Origin of the sequence: Pseudomonas sp. 3HC3 (assembly GCF_044904505.1) — a bacterium.
Lineage (GTDB): Bacteria > Pseudomonadota > Gammaproteobacteria > Pseudomonadales > Pseudomonadaceae > Aquipseudomonas > Aquipseudomonas putida_Y.
On sequence record NZ_JADDRH010000015.1, the window covers coordinates 118,141 to 135,165 of the forward strand.

10 protein-coding genes and 1 rRNA gene are annotated in these 17,025 nt (G+C 60.5%); 4 read left to right on the top strand and 7 right to left on the bottom strand.

Translation table 11 applies throughout. The features are described from left to right. Nucleotides 1-24: 24 nt before the first annotated feature. A complete protein-coding gene (locus INQ47_RS19025) occupies nt 25-1,812 on the top strand; it encodes an IlvD/Edd family dehydratase (RefSeq protein WP_103469250.1) in 1,788 nt (595 codons plus the stop codon). 117 nt (nt 1,813-1,929) lie between these two features. Here INQ47_RS19025 and INQ47_RS19030 read toward each other — a convergent pair whose 3' ends face one another. The 5 genes from INQ47_RS19030 to INQ47_RS19050 all read right to left on the bottom strand — a co-directional run bounded on the left by INQ47_RS19030 (nt 1,930) and on the right by INQ47_RS19050 (nt 11,898). Next, nucleotides 1,930-2,448: an isochorismatase family protein gene (locus INQ47_RS19030; RefSeq protein WP_252458496.1), complete on the bottom strand. Its 519-nt coding sequence runs from the start codon at nt 2,446-2,448 to the stop codon at nt 1,930-1,932. A 262-nt stretch (nt 2,449-2,710) separates the two neighbouring features. Beyond that, complete coding sequence (locus INQ47_RS19035) at nt 2,711-3,145, bottom strand: universal stress protein (RefSeq protein WP_103444045.1); 435 nt, start codon at nt 3,143-3,145, stop codon at nt 2,711-2,713. Between the two features lie 67 nt (nt 3,146-3,212). Beyond that, complete coding sequence (locus INQ47_RS19040; RefSeq protein WP_404702326.1) at nt 3,213-5,948, bottom strand: cation-transporting P-type ATPase; 2,736 nt, start codon at nt 5,946-5,948, stop codon at nt 3,213-3,215. Between the two features lie 160 nt (nt 5,949-6,108). Further along, on the bottom strand, nt 6,109-11,205 hold the full coding sequence (locus INQ47_RS19045; protein ID WP_404702327.1) for an AAA family ATPase: 5,097 nt from the start codon (nt 11,203-11,205) through the stop codon (nt 6,109-6,111). A gap of 42 nt (nt 11,206-11,247) precedes the next feature. Beyond that, nucleotides 11,248-11,898, bottom strand: a complete 651-nt coding sequence (locus INQ47_RS19050; RefSeq protein WP_252458493.1) for a response regulator transcription factor — start codon at nt 11,896-11,898, stop codon at nt 11,248-11,250. 202 nt (nt 11,899-12,100) lie between these two features. Between INQ47_RS19050 and INQ47_RS19055 the strand changes: the two genes are divergently transcribed. The 3 genes from INQ47_RS19055 (at nt 12,101) to INQ47_RS19065 (ending at nt 14,791) form a co-directional block, all read left to right on the top strand. Beyond that, nucleotides 12,101-12,475, top strand: a complete 375-nt coding sequence (locus INQ47_RS19055; RefSeq protein ID WP_252458492.1) for a response regulator transcription factor — start codon at nt 12,101-12,103, stop codon at nt 12,473-12,475. A 164-nt stretch (nt 12,476-12,639) separates the two neighbouring features. Then, nucleotides 12,640-13,842, top strand: a complete 1,203-nt coding sequence (locus INQ47_RS19060; RefSeq protein WP_404702328.1) for an NAD(P)/FAD-dependent oxidoreductase — start codon at nt 12,640-12,642, stop codon at nt 13,840-13,842. 37 nt (nt 13,843-13,879) lie between these two features. After that, the gene (locus INQ47_RS19065; protein ID WP_404702329.1) at nt 13,880-14,791 is read left to right on the top strand and encodes an MBL fold metallo-hydrolase; all 912 of its coding nucleotides are present in this window, start codon (nt 13,880-13,882) and stop codon (nt 14,789-14,791) included. Between the two features lie 94 nt (nt 14,792-14,885). Here INQ47_RS19065 and INQ47_RS19070 read toward each other — a convergent pair whose 3' ends face one another. Continuing rightward, nucleotides 14,886-16,694 (bottom strand): ABC transporter ATP-binding protein/permease, encoded by a 1,809-nt coding sequence (locus tag INQ47_RS19070; RefSeq protein WP_404702330.1) that lies wholly within the window; start codon nt 16,692-16,694, stop codon nt 14,886-14,888. Nucleotides 16,695-16,924: 230 nt separating this feature from the next. Further along, nucleotides 16,925-17,025: ribosomal RNA gene (gene rrf / locus INQ47_RS19075) — 5S ribosomal RNA — on the bottom strand; the annotation flags it as partial.

Consider the following 17,025-nt stretch of genomic DNA (forward strand, 5'->3'; position numbering starts at 1 on the left):
CCAAAAAATACAAGAGAGATCGATATGACCGATACCCCAAAACGCTCGCTACGCAGTCAGCAATGGTTCGACGACCCGAGCCACGCCGACATGACCGCGCTGTACGTGGAGCGTTACATGAACTACGGCCTGACCCGCGCTGAACTGCAATCGGGGCGGCCGATCATCGGCATCGCCCAGACCGGAAGCGACTTGACGCCATGCAACCGCCATCACCTGGAACTGGCTCAGCGGGTCAAGGCCGGTATCCGTGATGCGGGCGGCATTCCGATGGAGTTTCCGGTGCACCCGATCGCCGAACAGAGTCGTCGGCCAACCGCCGCGCTCGACCGCAACCTGGCGTACCTGGGGCTGGTGGAGATCCTCCACGGCTACCCGCTGGATGGTGTGGTGTTGACCACCGGCTGCGACAAGACCACTCCAGCCTGCCTGATGGCCGCCGCCACCACCGACCTGCCGGCCATTGTGCTGTCCGGCGGACCAATGCTAGACGGCCATCACAAGGGCCAACTGATCGGCTCGGGCACGGTGCTGTGGCATGCGCGCAATCTGATGGCTGCCGGTGAAATCGACTACGAAGGTTTCATGGAAATGACCACCGCCGCGTCACCGTCGGTAGGCCACTGCAACACCATGGGCACGGCGCTGTCGATGAACGCCCTGGCCGAAGCCCTGGGCATGTCGCTGCCCGGTTGCGCCAGCATCCCCGCGCCCTATCGGGAACGCGGGCAAATGGCCTACGTCACCGGCAGACGCATTTGCGAACTGGTAATGCAAGACGTACGCCCCTCATCGATCATGACCCGCGAAGCATTCGAGAACGCCATCGCAGTAGCCTCGGCCCTTGGCGCCTCAAGCAATTGCCCGCCCCACTTGATCGCCATTGCCCGGCACATGGGCATCGAGTTGTCACTCGACGACTGGCAGCGCATCGGTGAAGACGTGCCGCTGCTGGTCAACTGCATGCCGGCGGGCAAGTACCTGGGTGAAGGTTTCCACCGTGCCGGCGGCGTACCGGCGGTAATGCACGAGCTGCGCAAGGCCGGTCGCCTGCATGAAGCCTGCGCTACGGTAAGCGGCAAGACCATCGGCGAGGTGGTCAGCGACACCGTCACCAGCAACCGCGACGTGATCCTGCCGTTCGACGAGCCGCTCAAGCACAGCGCTGGTTTCATCGTCCTCAGCGGCAATTTTTTCGACAGCGCAATCATGAAGATGTCGGTAGTCGGCGAAGCCTTCCGCAAGACCTATCTGTCCGAGCCAGGCAAGGAAAACAGCTTTGAGGCGCGGGCCATCGTGTTCGAGGGCCCCGAGGACTACCACGCCCGCATCGACGACCCAGCACTGGACATCGACGAGCGTTGCATTCTGGTGATCCGTGGCGCCGGCACCGTGGGTTACCCGGGCAGTGCTGAGGTGGTCAACATGGCGCCACCGGCGGCGCTGATCAAAAAGGGCATCGACTCGTTGCCGTGCCTCGGCGACGGTCGCCAGAGCGGCACCTCGGCCAGCCCGTCGATTCTTAACATGTCGCCGGAAGCGGCGGTCGGGGGCGGCCTGGCACTGCTTCAGACCAATGACTTGCTGCGTGTCGACCTCAACCAGCGTCGCGTCGACCTGCTGGTAGACGATAACGAAGTGGCGCGCCGTCGCGCTGCCTGGAAGCCGAACATTCCAGCCTCTCAGACTCCGTGGCAAGAGCTCTACCGCCAATTGGTCGGGCAGTTGTCCACCGGTGGTTGCCTGGAACCGGCCACCCTGCACATGCGTGTGATCGCCCGTGAAGGTGGGATGCCGCGGCATTCCCATTGAGCGGCCTTTAGGACTTGGGTCTGCCACCGTATCGAGTAAAGGTGGCAGATCCACGATTGGGTTCGATGAGTTGCTCAGGATGGCAAGTAAAGTGCATTCCTGTAGTTTCGGGCTCCGCTAGAAGTGCCACTCCTCAGCCCGAACTAGCCGGCAGAACGGCCCGTCAAGCGTTGCATTGTGATGGGCAACGATGTCCTTAGCTTTCATCATTGGCGTGTCTGAACAGGTATGACCTTCGGCGACAAGTACCGCATCAAAGCCAAGGTCACGAGCAGCACGGCAGGTGCTGTCTACACAGTATTGAGTTTTCATGCCAGTGATGACCACACCGGTAGCCCCGCGAGACCGCAAATTGTCCGCCAGGCCAGTCATTTCGAAGGCGTTGGGTCGCCGCTTTTCGAATACCACCTCTCCACCCAGAAGCTTCAGTTCTTGCGCAACCATCGTCAACGGGCTGTCTGGTTCGATTGGAGATCCCGCAGGCCCGATGTGGCGCGCGAGAAAAATCGGAGCGCCAGCGCTGCGTGCCTTTTCCATCAGGGTATTCACTGTTTCCAACAACGCTTCGCAGCGCCATGGTTTTTCCGGGCCGTGAACAAGCCCGACTTGGATATCGAGTATCAACAGGGCGTACATGGATGCATCTCCTTGCGTTTGAACCAGCGACACAAGGGAGCCATAAAAAGGCCCCGTCCATCGCTGGCGGGCCTTTGAAGTTCGTTTGCTATTGGCTCACGACACCTCGCACGCTCCGCTTTCAGCGGTCGTGGTGGTGGTAGTCGAGGTGAGGCAATAGTCAGTCATAGATCGACACTAGCAATAGCGCAGCGAGCCGACAAGCCAGGATCCTGGAGTGAGCAATGCCCGGCTCGGTCAACTGAACGCGCACCACGATCTCTTATTTGACCAAGGTGATGGGTAAATCCGAGAGCTGAATCACCTTTGCCGCGACAGACCCCAGAAAAATCCCTGCCAAAAAACCATTGCCATGCGAACCCAGGATGATGCTGTCACATCCAAGGAAATGCGCACACGCCACAATTTGACTGGCTGCATCGCCTTGCAAGCTATGGAGTGTGAATGCAATCCCTTCTTGCTTCAGAAGCACCTCAGCCTTTCGTGAATCCTCGGCACTTCTATCCCCATAGTAGCGATCACGCTCATCCTCGCTCATGCCATTTGCGATTCGAGTGGGTAAAAGTGGCTGTACATTCAACAGATGTACCTCAACATTACCGCCCAGCAACCCACCCTCTTGGATAAGCCCAATAAGGTAACGCACGGCGCGTTCCGAATGCTCGGAACCATCGACCGCAACCAGTATTTTGTGCATGTTCCAAATCCTCTTTCAGGTCATGAAGGTGCTTGTCGTTCCGGGTGCCGCCAGCATTCAACCCGTTCTACTCGGACAAGCGGATTCGAATCTGTTTTTCTATCTCGATAACCGCAAATAGCGCAAGGCCAACCCCGATGATCAGCAGGCCATCAAGGAAGGGGATTGCCTGCGTTGCAAATACCTTTTGCAGCGGTGGCGCATACGTGATGGCGAACTGAGCGAAGGTAATCACCATGACGGTGATCCACACGACCTTGGTGCCGCGAATCCCTTTCCAGGTAAGCGATGTGCTGTAGAGGTTACGGATGAAGAACAGGTGGAATATTTCCATCACGACTAACGTGTTCACCGCGAGGGTTCGGGCCAACTCAACGGAGTAGCCTCGGTCGAGGGCATAAGAAAAAATGCCATAAACACCGCAGAGGAAAAGAATGGAAACAAGCACCATATGCCAGACCAAGGCTGCGCTTATGAGTGGTTCCTTACGTGAACGGGGCGGTCTGCACATGGTGTTTTCTTCGGTGGGCTCGAACGCGAGCGCGATGCCCAGGGTCACTGCGGTTATCAGGTTGATCCACAGAATCTGTATCGGCGTGACCGGCAGCGTAATGCCGAGGAGCAGCGCGACAATGATGGTCATGGTCTCGCCTGCGTTGGTAGGCAGCGTCCAGCTCAACACTTTCTTGATGTTGTCATAGACTGTTCGGCCTTCGCGTACTGCAGCGACGATGGAGGCGAAGTTGTCATCGGCCAACACCAGGTCTGCGGCCTCCTTGGCGGCCTCACTGCCTTTTCCACCCATGGCTATACCGGCATCGGCACGCTTTAGCGCCGGTGCGTCGTTAACGCCATCACCGGTCATGGCCACGGTCATGCCGTTCGATTGCAGCAGCATTACCAACCTGAGCTTATGTTCGGGGCTGGTGCGAGCAAAAATGTTGACGCCTTTTACCGCCTCCTTGAGGGCGGCATCGTTCATGGCGTCCAGGTCCACCCCAGTCAACACCTTGTCGGGATTCTGCAGGCCTATCTGGCGACCGATAGCGGCGGCGGTACCGTCATGATCGCCAGTGATCATTTTTACGGCAATGCCCGCTTTTTGGCATTGCTGAACCGCCTTTAACGTCTCGGGTCTAGGTGGATCAATCAGACCGACCATGCCTAGCAACGTCAACTTTCCTTGCACGTCCCCGAACGCCAACACGGTGTGCTCGGGCCGAACCGGCCTTACTGCAAACGCCAATACACGCTGCCCCTTGGCAGCAATGGCGTTCGCCTTTGCGTGCCAGTAGTCCACATTGAGCGGTTCAGTCTCGCGAGTGCTTGCAAGCTGATGCGTGCACATGGCCAGTAGCTGCTCTGGCGCGCCTTTCACGTAGATGGAGGCATGTCCATCATGATTGTGATGCAGTGTCGCCATGAAGCGGTGCTTAGCGTCAAACGGTATGGCATCGGTGCGGGGCCAAGCCCGATGACTTTCATTTCGATCAATTCCGGTTTTCCCGGAGAATGCCAGCAATGCCCCCTCCATCGGATCACCTTCCACCGTCCATACATCGTCATGCAGGCGCAGTACGGCATCGTTGCAAAGACCTGCTGCTCGTCCCAGTTCCGACAGCGTGGGGTGAGACGATAGGTCAATTAACTGATCGGCAAGACTGATGCTTCCCGCGGGCTGATAACCCGTGCCATCGACCGTGAAGACCAGATCGTTCGTGACGACCGTTGCCACCATCATTTCGTTGCGGGTCAGTGTGCCGGTCTTGTCAGTGCAGATGACGGATACCGAGCCTAGTGTTTCGATGGTAGGCAGACGGCGCACGATGGCGTTACGTCGAGCCATTGCCCGAACGCCGACGGCCAGCGTAATGGTAAGGACGGCAGGCAGACCTTCAGGTATCGCCGCTACCGACATCCCCACCACGACCATGAAGATCTCGGTGAAGGCGTAGTGCCCGACATAATGGCCGAACACGAGCAATAAGCCGCCCACTAACAAAATCAGGATCGTCAACCAGCGGGCAAACACGTTCATTTGCTGCACCAGCGGAGTGGTCAGCGTTTCTACACCTGCAAGCAGAGTGCTGATGCGTCCGATCTCGGCTGCTGCTGCGGTCGCCACTACAACGCCTGTTGCTTGTCCGCAAGTCACGAGCGTGCCGCTGAACGCCATGCAGTTTCGATCACCCAAGGCTGCGTCAAGGGGCACTGATTGGGTATGTTTTTCTACGGGTACGGATTCACCGGTAAGAATGGCTTCCTGAATGTGAAGCCTGTTCGCGTGCAGCAAGCGTAAATCAGCAGGGACTTTGTCTCCCGCCTCCAGCAATACGATATCGCCCGGTACCAGCTCCTCACCTGCAATACTCAAGCGTTCGCCTGCGCGAATCACTGCGGCGCGCGGTGCCAGCATCTGCCGGATAGCATCCATCGCCTTTTCTGCTTTGCCTTCCTGAACGTAGCCAATGATTGCGTTTGCAATTACCACCGCCAGGATCACTACCGTATCCCACAGATGTTGCAGCATCGCGGTAATCGCAGCGGATCCTAAAAGCACGTAAATCAGGATATTGTGAAACTGCAGCAAGAATCGAAACCAGGCCGGGCGCCGTGCTGTCTCTGGCAGGCGATTGAAACCAGCGCGGTCAAGACGGGCTTGAACCTCGGCAACCTCCAGTCCGACATGCGCATTGACCTCAAGCAGGTTTGTCACCTGCTCAGCTGGCAGGGTGTGCCAGGCCACAGAGTGTGCAGGGATTGGTGTTTGCTCAACGACTGCGTCGACCACCGGCGTTTTCAACGAGACTCCCCTGTGCGCACAGCACGATTGTAACGGGCTTAGGTGGACATGAGCGGTTGTCGCTGTATCAGCATGCTGATAAGTCGCTCGTCACGCTTAGGTTCTCTTTGCCATCTAGGTGATACGAACTAAAAGAAACATGCAACCGACAGCTTGATGACTATTGACCTGAATCAACCAGAAGCGCCGGCAAGGTGAACTGCACTTGGGCGCCAGGACTTTGCTTGGGGCTGGCCCAGAAGCGGCCTCCGTGGCTGTCGATGATCGAGCGGCAGATCGACAGCCCCATGCCCAGGCCGGTCGCCTTGGTGGTGTAAAAAGGCTCGAAAACCTGTTCTACGTTTTCCACTACGAATCCGGGCCCGCTATCCGCCACTGTTACCCGAACCCCTTCCTGGTCGAGTGCCGTGCTTATTTGCAGCTTACGAGCGCCTTCAACCTCCAGCATCGCTTCCAGCGCGTTGAGGATCAGGTTCAGCAGCACCTGCTGCAACTCAACACGGTCGACCAGCACCTGCGGCAAGCCCTCGGCGAGGGTGGTATGCACCTGTACCCTCCCCCTCACGGCCTCGCCACGGGTGAAGTCGACCATCTCCAGCACCACCGCGTTGACGCCCACCGCGTGCTTCTGCGGCGGGGTTTTGCGGATCAGCTCACGAATACGACCCAGCACCTGCGCCGCGCGGTTGGCATCCTTTATGACCCGTCCCAGCCCCAGGCCTACTTCATCCAGCGCCGGTGGCTTTGCGCTCAACCAGCGGATGGCGGCATTGGCATTGGTGACCGTGGCAGCGATCGGCTGGTTGACTTCATGGGCGATCGAAGCGGCCAACTGGCCCATGGTGGCGACACGGTTGGCATGCGCCAGTTCGGCCTGTATCTGGCGATTCTTGGCCTCCCGTTCCGCTACCTCGTGATACAGCCTGGCGTTTTCAAGCGAGATGGCGGCCTGTGACGCGACCAACCGCAACACCGCAATACGCGCGGGGTCGAACACTCCGGCACTGAGATTGTTCTCCAGGTACAGCGCCCCAACCAGCCGCGCCTGATTGCCAAGCGGCAGGCATAACAGCGACCGGGCCGAGCATCGGCGGATGTAGTCGTCAGCCATGAACGCAGCGTCACCCATGGCATCGTCCAGGCAGAGACTTTCCCCGGTGCGCAGTACCTGGTAAAGCACGGATTCGGCCAGCAACGTACTGCTCACCGGTTCGTTGCAAAGCACCACTTCACCCTGCCCCACACTTGCCTGCGCGATGATATGCGGCTCGCTCCCTCTGGCGCGGACCAACACGCCCCGCTCGGCACCGGCTTGCTCGATCGCCGTGCGCAGCACTTGGGTGATCAGTTTCTGCAGATCGACTTCGCCCGACACGGCGCGAGACACTTTGAGCACCGTTGCGAGGTCCAGGTGCTCGACCGGGGTGGCGATGGTAGCCGTGGGGCCTGGCTCCGGCTCGATGCTGCGCAGATAACGATGACGGCTGTCCAGCTGGCGTACCTTGCCATCGGCGCCCCAGCGCAGGTAGCCATAACGCGCATCTCGAAGGTAGACGCGGGCAATCCGGGCAAGCCCGCGGCTGCCGTAGAAGCGCGATGCCAACTCGTTTGCAAGCGCCTCGACATGCACAAAGCCGCTGTCACGCGCGAGCTGGATGGCCTGCTCATAGAGGTGCTCGGCGTCGACCACGCGCCCCTGCAAGCGCGCGATTTCGGCCTCCAGCAGCACCTGCCGGCTGGCGAAGGTTTCTGCGCACTGCCGGGCCCAGATCTGTATCTCGTGATGATGCTCGGCCAACGCCTGCAACGTGACATCATCAACGCTCTGCCCGGCCGCCAGCGTCAGTGCGGCAAAGAAGTGGTACTCCGCCTCCTCGAAAAACGAGGTGATCACCCATTTAAGCGCCTCGGCCCGCGCCGCACAGGCTTCGGCCGCCGCATAGTCGCCTGCCAGGTAGCGCGCCTGCAGCTTGCGCACCCAGTATTTGCCGGCCGCCAAGGCAAGGTCCGGGGCAGCGTCCAGGTGCTGCTCGAAGCGCGCTTCACTGAAGTGCTCGTCGTTCAGACATCCAAACACCGGCGTTTGTCCGCGCAGCGTGCGGATCAGCGCCAGCTGCGTGTTCATGAAGTCGATCACCAGCCCGAAATGCACTTTTTCTGCGTAGGCCAGTCCTTGCTCGGCCTCCGGTTGCATGCTGCCCAGCGGTTCGCCAGTGAATAGCTGATCGGAGATCAGCCCATTGCCTACATAAGCGGCGTACGGCAGGTCACCAACCCGGTTGGCCGCGACGAAGGCCCGGCGCAGCAACTCGCGACACTCGCTGACCGGCCGCGTCCAGCGCACCACGAACATTGAGAAACACAGGAAAGTACTGGCTTCAAAGCGTTGCAGGCCGCGCCGCTCGACCAGCTCGCAAGCAAGACGCCCGAATCGGTAACCGGTCTGGTAGTCGCCATAGCGCCGGGACACCCGCCCGATATTGGCGTAGAGCATGCACGATGCATCACAGTTGCCATGCTCAAGGCTCAAGCTTACAGCCTTGCATATGGTCAGGCAGGCCAGGTTGGCATTGGTTTGCACGGCCGGGGCGAACAGCTTGCACAAGACATCCAGGGTGGCCAGGGAGGTCGCGTCCTCCATCAGCGGCAGGTCAATCAACTGCTCGATGCTACGCGCGCCTACCCGCAACGCGATCTGGTCATATTCACCACGTACCTCGTCATCGCTCGGCCGCGCGACCCAGTGGATGCCCACCTGCCGCAGCCAGGCGAGGCAAACCGCCACCGCGCGATCGCTGCGGTCGAGCATCAGGCAAACATCCATATGCAAGCACGCTACCGCAACGCCTTCAGCTGTGGTCCTGGCGCGCCGAGCCAGGCCGATCAGCCGCGCGTCCGCGTGCCCGAGCTGGCCGGTAAGAAATTCGCATTCAGCCCGGTTCAGCGCCAGGGCAAAGCTCAATTCATGCGGATAAGCGGGACACGGCCCCTCCAGTAATTGCTCGCCCACGCTCAGGTAGGCCAAGGCCGATCCGTAGGCCGATGCGGCCTTGGCCCGGCGCCCGGCAAGCAGGTTGAGTTCCGCCAACTGCTCGCGTTCGCCTGGGGCATCGATCAGCGTCGCACCGCGGTTGAGCTGCCCGACGATCTCGAAAATGGCTTCCTCGCGGTGCTGGGCCGGCACTTGGTTGGCCAGCAGGCGACCGATACGCAGGTGCATGGCAGCGCGGTCTTGTTCGGCGATCAGCGAGTAGGCGGCTTCATGGATGCGGTCATGAACGAACGCGCAGGTGCCATCATGGTGGGCCACCAGTTCCAGCCGGATTGCCGCCCATAAAACCGCCTGTACATGCTCCATTGGCAGATCGAGCACCAGGGCAAGCGTCTGCGTATGCGCCACGTTCCCCAGGCAGGCCAGGTGCTGAAGTGCCTGACGGGTTGCCAACGGCAGTCGCGCCAGCTTGCCAACCATCAGGTCGACGACATTGTCGGTGTAACCCTTGGCATGGATACGCTGCGAATCCCAACGCCAGCGCCGGGCTGCGTGGTCATAGGCCAAGAGCGACTCCTCAGCCAGCGCCTGGAGAAACTGGATGACAAAAAACGGGTTGCCGGCTGTCTTGTCCTGCACCAGCTGGGCCAGGCCCATCACGCTCGGCGCCGGGCAGTGCAATGACTCGGCGATCAGTTGCTCGATATGCGGGCGTGCCAGGGGCGCAAGGCGAACCTCATGCACAGGGGCGCCTGCCCGGCGAATCGCCTGGAGCCTGGCGGTCAACGGGTGGTGGGCATCCACCTCGTTGTCGCGGTAGGCGCCCACCACCATCAGGTAGCGCAGTTCCGGGTGCGTAAGCAGGTCTTCGAGCAGGTCGAGGGTCGCCGCGTCCAGCCACTGCAGGTCGTCCAGAAAAAGCGCCAGCGGGTGCTCGGCGCGGGCAAACACCGAGATAAAGCGTCGCAATACCAGCAAAAACCGCCGTTGCGCCTGCTGCGGATCAAGCTCCGGCACTGGCGCAGGCTCGCCGATGATCAGCCGCAGCTCCGGAATCAGGTCGGTCATCAGCCGTGCGTGGGGCTCACACGCCGTCAACAATGCCGTACGCCATCCGGCCAGCACCTCGCTGCTTTTCCCAAGCAACGTGCGCACCAGCCCCTGAAACGCCTGCACCAGGGTGGAATACGGGATATCACGCTTGTATTGGTCGAACTTGCCACTTGCGAACAGTCCTCGCGGCGGTACCAGTACCTTGTGCAACTCATTGACCACCGAGGATTTGCCGATACCCGAATAACCGGAGACCAGCACCAGCTCCGGCACGCTGCTGCGCACCATGCGGGCGAAGGCATCTTCGAGGATCTGCACTTCGCGTTCGCGACCGTATAGCTTTTCCGGGATCAACAGGCGGTCGGGGGCACCTTGTTCATCCAGGCTGAAGGCCTTGATGCTCCGGCTTTGTCGCCACTCGGCAAGGCACCGGCGCAGGTCTTGCTCAAGGCCGGCAGCGCTCTGGTAGCGATCTTCAGCGGTCTTGGCCAGGAGTTTCATCACCAGTAGGGACAACAGCGGCGGCACGGTGGCGACGCGCTCGCTGGGTGGCAGTGGTTTGCGAGCAATGTGGCAGTGCACCCACTCCATAGGTTCTGCTGCTTTGAAGGGCAGCGAACCAGTGAGCATCTGGTACAGGCTCACCCCCAGCGCGTAGAGGTCACTGCGTGAGTCTACGGAGCGGTTCATCCGTCCTGTCTGCTCAGGCGCCATGTATGCCAAGGTGCCGGCGATGGTCTCCGGCGGTTCGGGCGCTTGCCGCTCGCGGGGCAAGCGTGACGCCAGGCCGAAACCGGTAAGGCGGACCTTGCCATCGTCGCAGTCGACCAGAATATGGTGGGGTTTGAGGTCCTTGTGCACCAACCCGGCCAAGTGCAGGCGGCCCAAGGCAACGCTAATTGCCACAGCCAGCTCAAGGCAGGTTTCGATGTCCAGCGGTGACACCAGCAAGGCCGACAACGGTTGGCCACCCGGGTCGCTCAGCACCAGTCGTGGCTTGCCATTGAAGCGCTCCAAGGCCTGGGGCTGCAGCGCCCAGCTATCCTCAAGCTCATCGCGTAGACCATACTCATGTGCCAAGCGGTCGACGGTGGCGGGCGTAGGCTGCTCATTGGCCGGCTGCATCAGCAGCACGCGGGTGCCGTCCGGGCGCCGTAGCCGGCAAAACAGGCGATCACCATCGTTCCACAGGACTTGCTGTTTACCTGGCATGGGTCCGGGCCCCTTCGTCAAGTTGGAACAATGCGGGCTGTGTCAGACCATGCGACGCAATGGCTCGACCCCCAGCGCCTCGGCCATGCGCACCAAGTCGGCGACCGAGCGAGCGCCGAGTTTCTTCATCATCTGCCCACGATGCACTTTCACGGTGACCTCGCTGAGGTTCAACTCAGCGGCGATCTGTTTGTTCATCAGGCCGGCGATAACGAAGGCCAGCACTTGACGCTCCCTCGGCGTTAGCGTCTCGAAAGCGCTGCGCAATGCCACACCTGCCTGTTCACCTGCCAGACGCTCGCGGTCGCGAGCCAGGGCATTGGCCACCGCGTCGAGCATGTCCTGGTCACGGAACGGTTTGGTCAGAAAGTCTACCGCGCCAGCCTTCATCGCTTTGACAGACATGGCGATATCACCATGCCCTGTCATGAATACCACCGGAATGTGCACCCCTCCCTGCTCCATCTGTGTCTGGAACGCCAGGCCGCTTTCGCCACGCAGACGCACATCGAGCACCAGGCAACCGGGCACAGCCTTGCGGGGGAAGGCAACAAAGTCCTGGGTGGAAGCAAAGCTTTGCACCTGCAAGCCGACCGAACGGAACAGCCCGTCGAGGGCCAGGCGCATGGACTCGTCGTCATCAACGATGTACACAACCGGCTCATTCGGGCCGTGCGTGCTCTGTAAGGCCATTTGCGCTCCTTCAGCCACGACGCCGCGTGCTGTTGGCAGGTTAAAAATCTAGCCTATTGTTGGGCAAGGTTCACAGGTTTGGCCACCGGAAACTGGCAATACCAGACGCAGGTATGGCCCAGCTATACCTAGGTATACTTCTGCCACTTGCGCGACCGGGTATCTTGAAACGATGGCACAGGCCGCCAAGAGCAGACCGCGCATGAAGCAGCCCACCGCAACTCTGATTGCCGTTGTTGACGACGACGAGTCCCTGCGCGATGCGCTCGACGGCCTGTTGCGCGCCACCGGCTACCGCGCCCGCACCTTTGCCAGCGGCATTGATTTCCTTACCTCTGATGGCCCCGGCCAGGCAGGCTGCCTGATCTCCGACATCCAAATGCCCGGCATGTGTGGCGTCGAGCTGTTGACGCAACTACAGCTACGTGGGTTCGACATTCCGGTGATCTTCATCAGCGCCCACCCGGGCCAACGCTCACGCATCACTCCGGGCATGGCAGGCGTGGTCAGCTGTCTGCCAAAACCATTCGAAGCCCAGCAGCTGCTGGACTGCATCGAGACCGCCCTGCACCACTGAACAGTCCCTTCGATACGATCGTATAGCTGCTTACGCCCCATGCGTAATCCACTGCACACCCATGGAGAAGTGTGCGCGTCCCTGCCCCTGCATAACATCGACCTACAGCGTCCCGCCAGGGCCGAAGTTAAGAACCCTTACCCGTTCAACACAGGAGCACGATCATGAAACAGCAACTTCTGGTTATTGGCGCAGGATTCGCCGGATTGTGGAGCGCCCTGAGCGCCGCGCGCCTGCTCGACATGCATGGTCGGCAAGACGTGCAAATCACCGTGCTGGCGCCACAGGCTGAACTGCGTATCCGCCCGCGTTTCTATGAGGCCGACGTGCATAGCATGTTCGCCCCGCTCCAGGCGCTCTTCGATGCTGTCGACGTACGCTTCATCAAGGGCTGCGCCGAAAGCATCGACGAGCTGGCCCGCCGCGTCAGCTATCGCGACGAAGCCGGCCAACAGGCGCAATTGGCCTACGACCGCCTGATTCTGGCAAGTGGCAGCCGGCTGGCCCGTCCCCCCGTGCCTGGCCTGAACCAATATAGCTTCGACGTGGATCAGATCGAATCAGCAGCGCGCCTGGAGCAGCACCTGATGGCGCTGGGCAAACGCCCCGCAAGCAGCGCCCGCAATACCGTGGTGGTGTCCGGCGGCGGCTTCACTGGTATCGAAACCGCTACCGAGATGCCTGCACGCCTGCGTGCGGCTCTGGGCGAAGACGCGGAGATCCGGGTGGTCCTTGTCGACCGTGGCGAGCGCATCGGCGCCGCCCTGGGTGAGGGTATCCGGCCTTCGATCATCGAAGCCTCGGATGAACTGGGTATCGAATGGATTGTCGGTGCCACCGTAACTGCAGTGGATGCCAATGGCGTAACGCTGGCTGATGGCCGACATATCGAAAGCCAGACCGTGGTCTGGACCGCCGGCATGCGCGCCAGCCCGCTCGCCGAACAACTGACCGGTACCCGTGACCATCTGGGGCGCTTGCATGTGGACGACAACCTCAAGGTGCGCGGCCTGGACCATGTCTTTGCCGCAGGCGATGTGGCTTATGCAGCCACTGACGAGATCGGCAATTTCGCGGTGATGTCCTGCCAGCATGCCATCAGCCTCGGTCGCCATGCCGGCAATAACGCCGCCGCCGATCTGCTGGGTGTGGCACCCACGACTTACCGACAGCCCAAGTACGTGACCTGTCTGGATCTGGGCGCTTGGGGCGCCGTATACAGCGAGGGCTGGGACCGCCAGTTGAAACTGGTGAAAGGCGAAGCCAAGGAGCTCAAGACCCAGATCAACACCGTGTGGATCTACCCGCCGGCAGCCGAGCGCGCCACCGCCCTGGCCTCTGCCGACCCGTCGATTCCAGTGGCTTGAGCCCCGCACGACCTTCCCATCCAGCAGGAGAACGACCATGACAATGCCAATGAACAATGTCGTCCCGACCGAGACCGAAGAACTGGTGCCCTCGCGCTATGCCGTGAAAGTCGGTGACATCGAGGTGCTGGTAGTGAGTGACGGTGTACTGCCATTGCCCACCGAAACCATGTCGACCAACGCTGACCCAGCCGCCCGCGCGGCTTGGTTCAAGGACATGTTCCTGGGGCCGGAAACCTTCGACTGGGCGCTGAATGTATTGCTGGTGCGCAGCGGCGAGCAGGTCATCCTGGTGGATGCCGGACTGGGTGGGCAGTTCCCTGGGTTCCCGCGGGCCGGGCTGTTCCCGAAACGGCTGGCGGCGACCGGCATCGCGCTGGAGTCGATCACCGATATCGTCATCACCCACATGCACATGGATCACATCGGCGGTCTGCTGGTGGAAGAGGTGAAGAACCGCTTGCGTGCGGACGTAAAGATCCATGTCACCGCGACAGAAGTAGACTTCTGGGCTGCACCGGACTTTTCGCAAACGGACATGCCTAAACCGGTACCAGATGTGCTGCGGTCCACGGCAAAAGCGTTCATGCAAGCCTACGGCGACAAGATCCGCACCTTTGAGCTGCACCATGAAGTGGCGCCCGGTGTCGTCGCCAGCCTTACCGGCGGTCATACCCCGGGGCACTGTGTGGTGTACATCAACTCGAACGGAGAGCAGCTGACCTTCGCCGGAGACGCACTGTTCCCGGTAGCCTTTGACCACCCGGATTGGCACAACGGCTTCGAACACGACCCCGAGGAGTCAGTGCGGGTAAGGATGGCGCTGCTACACGATGCCGCAACCACTGGCGAACTGTTCGTCGCGACACACTTGCCCTTCCCTTCTGTAGGGCGGGTAGCAGTGGACGGTGAAGGGTTCCGCTGGGTCGCGGGATTCTGGAATTATTGAAAAACATCGTGGTGCTCGACAGCCCCTCACACATAGCAGTGCGTTGCACGAGATGCACTGCTATGTGTGAGGGGCTCCCGGAACTCAAGCCGAACTAGGCCAGCGCAGCTTCCTGCTCCAGCAACGACCAACCGCCATGCCCATCCACCTCAAGCCGGTGGGTATGGAACGCCGCCAGCGTGCTACGGTGGCCGACACTGACCAGCAATGCACTCGGCATCTCCGAACGCAACAACGCATACAGGGCATGCTCGAGCCCTTCATCCATCGCCGAGGTGGACTCGTCGAGGAACACCACCTGTGGCCTGTTGAATAGTACCCGGGCAAACGCCAGGCGCTGCTGCTCGCCCACCGAGAGGATGTGTGACCAGTCGCAGCTGACGTCCAGACGCTCGGCGAGGTGGGCCAGGTTGACCTGGCGCAATGCCTGCTGCATCAGCAGTTCATCCTTGGGTTTGCTGGCTGCCGGGTAGGCAATGACGGTACGCAAGTCACCCAGCGGCAGGTACGGGCGTTGCGACAGGAACAGTGCCTGATGGCCCGTTGGCCGCCTGACCTTGCCTTCTGCATACGGCCAAAGGCCCGCCAGGGCACGCAGCAACGTGGTTTTACCACTGCCCGATGGCCCTTTGATCAACAACGCCTGACCGGCGTGCAGGCTCAGGTCCAGGTCGGTGATAAGGGCATGCCCGTCCGGGCGTAACACCTGCAATCCAGCGATCTGCAGCGCATGCGCCTGGTCTTCGGTAGTGACGCGCGGCAGCGCACTCGCCTGCTGGTTGGCATCCAGAAAGCCGGTGAGACGGTCAAGGGTTGCGCGGTACTGCGCGAACGCATCGTACGACTCACGGAAGAACGACAGAGAATCCTGCACCTGCCCAAAGGCCTGGGAAGTTTGCATGACATCGCCCAGCTTGATCGCCCCACTGAAGAAGCGCGGCGCCTGAAGAATGAACGGAAACACGACAGCGACCTGACTGACACCCAAGTTGAAGCCGCTGAGCTTCAGGTTCCTGTACACCAATGCCCATACATTCACGATCAAGGAAGCAAAGCGGCCCAGCAACGTGCCCCGCTCGACTTGCGAACCTTGGTAGAAGGCAATGTTCTCGGCGTTCTCACGCAGACGCATCAACGTGTAACGGAAGTTGGCGGTGAGTTTCTCGTTGAGGAAGTTAAGCCGGATCAGCGGGCGCCCGAGTCGGAAGGCCACCCAGGTGGCGGCGATGACATACAGGTACACGGCAAACACCATCGCCCGAGGGATCTCCACGCCGGCCACCGTCAATGGTGCTGACAGCCCCCAGAGGATGCCAGTAAACGCCACCAGCGAAACCAGCGCACTGACTGCGCCCAAGGCAAGGGTGACGGAGTTGGTGACGAAAGCGTTAACGTCCAGTTCGATACGCTGGTCGGGGTTGTCCACCGGCTCGGCAAGGAACTGGCCACGGTAATAGGCATCGCCCTGCATCCAGTCGTGGGTCAGGCGCTCGGTAAGCCAGACCCGCCACTTGATGCTGAATGCCTGACTGACATAGAAGGTGAACAACGAGCGCAGCACATGGATGGTGGCCAGCACCGCGAAAACGCCGAGCAGGTACCAGAACGCCGCTTGGTCAAGGCCTTGCAAAGCGCTGTAGAAGCCGTTGTACCAAAACGAGAACAGCACGTTAAGGCGAACCGAAAACAGCGTCAGGACCAGCAGCAGGGCGAACACCAGCAACGGCCGCCAACTGCGCCTGAAACTGAAATAGGGTCCCGCAAGCTGCCAGAACTGGCTGCCCCAGCGTGTACAACGCACAGCCAGAGTCGCGGCTGCAGTGAAGCTGACAAGGGTGATGAACGAGGCAATTGCCAGCCAGCTTAGGCTCTCTTGCAGGGCCTGATGCCAGTTCATTTCCATGGTAAGTATCCGTGCTGAGTATTTCCGCGAGCGTAGCACTACGCTGTCATGCTTCAGGTATAAATGACGCACATTTCATGATTTGTAGGAGCGGGTTTACCCGCGAACACCGGCAACGCCGGTGCCATCTACCAAACTGCCTGCTCCCGGGATTCGAGCAGGCCAGGCTTTTTTGCCCACAAAGACAAAACCCCTACCTGCATACGCAGATAGGGGTTTTGCGAAATGAATCTTGACGATGACCTACTCTCACATGGGGAAACCCCACACTACCATCGGCGATGCATCGTTTCACTACTGAGTTCGGGATGGGATCAGGTGGTTCCAATGC

Excerpts from the sequence above, each read along its gene's own strand:
- INQ47_RS19055 (WP_252458492.1), top strand. The coding sequence starts at position 12,101 with ATGAAGCAGCCCACCGCAACTCTGATTGCCGTTGTTGACGACGACGAG.
- INQ47_RS19030 (WP_252458496.1), bottom strand. The coding sequence starts at position 2,448 with ATGTACGCCCTGTTGATACTCGATATCCAAGTCGGGCTTGTTCACGGC.
- INQ47_RS19065 (WP_404702329.1), top strand. The coding sequence starts at position 13,880 with ATGACAATGCCAATGAACAATGTCGTCCCGACCGAGACCGAAGAACTG.
- INQ47_RS19035 (WP_103444045.1), bottom strand. The coding sequence starts at position 3,145 with ATGCACAAAATACTGGTTGCGGTCGATGGTTCCGAGCATTCGGAACGC.
- INQ47_RS19025 (WP_103469250.1), top strand. The coding sequence starts at position 25 with ATGACCGATACCCCAAAACGCTCGCTACGCAGTCAGCAATGGTTCGAC.
- INQ47_RS19050 (WP_252458493.1), bottom strand. The coding sequence starts at position 11,898 with ATGGCCTTACAGAGCACGCACGGCCCGAATGAGCCGGTTGTGTACATC.
- INQ47_RS19070 (WP_404702330.1), bottom strand. The coding sequence starts at position 16,694 with ATGGAAATGAACTGGCATCAGGCCCTGCAAGAGAGCCTAAGCTGGCTG.
- INQ47_RS19045 (WP_404702327.1), bottom strand. The coding sequence starts at position 11,205 with ATGCCAGGTAAACAGCAAGTCCTGTGGAACGATGGTGATCGCCTGTTT.
- INQ47_RS19060 (WP_404702328.1), top strand. The coding sequence starts at position 12,640 with ATGAAACAGCAACTTCTGGTTATTGGCGCAGGATTCGCCGGATTGTGG.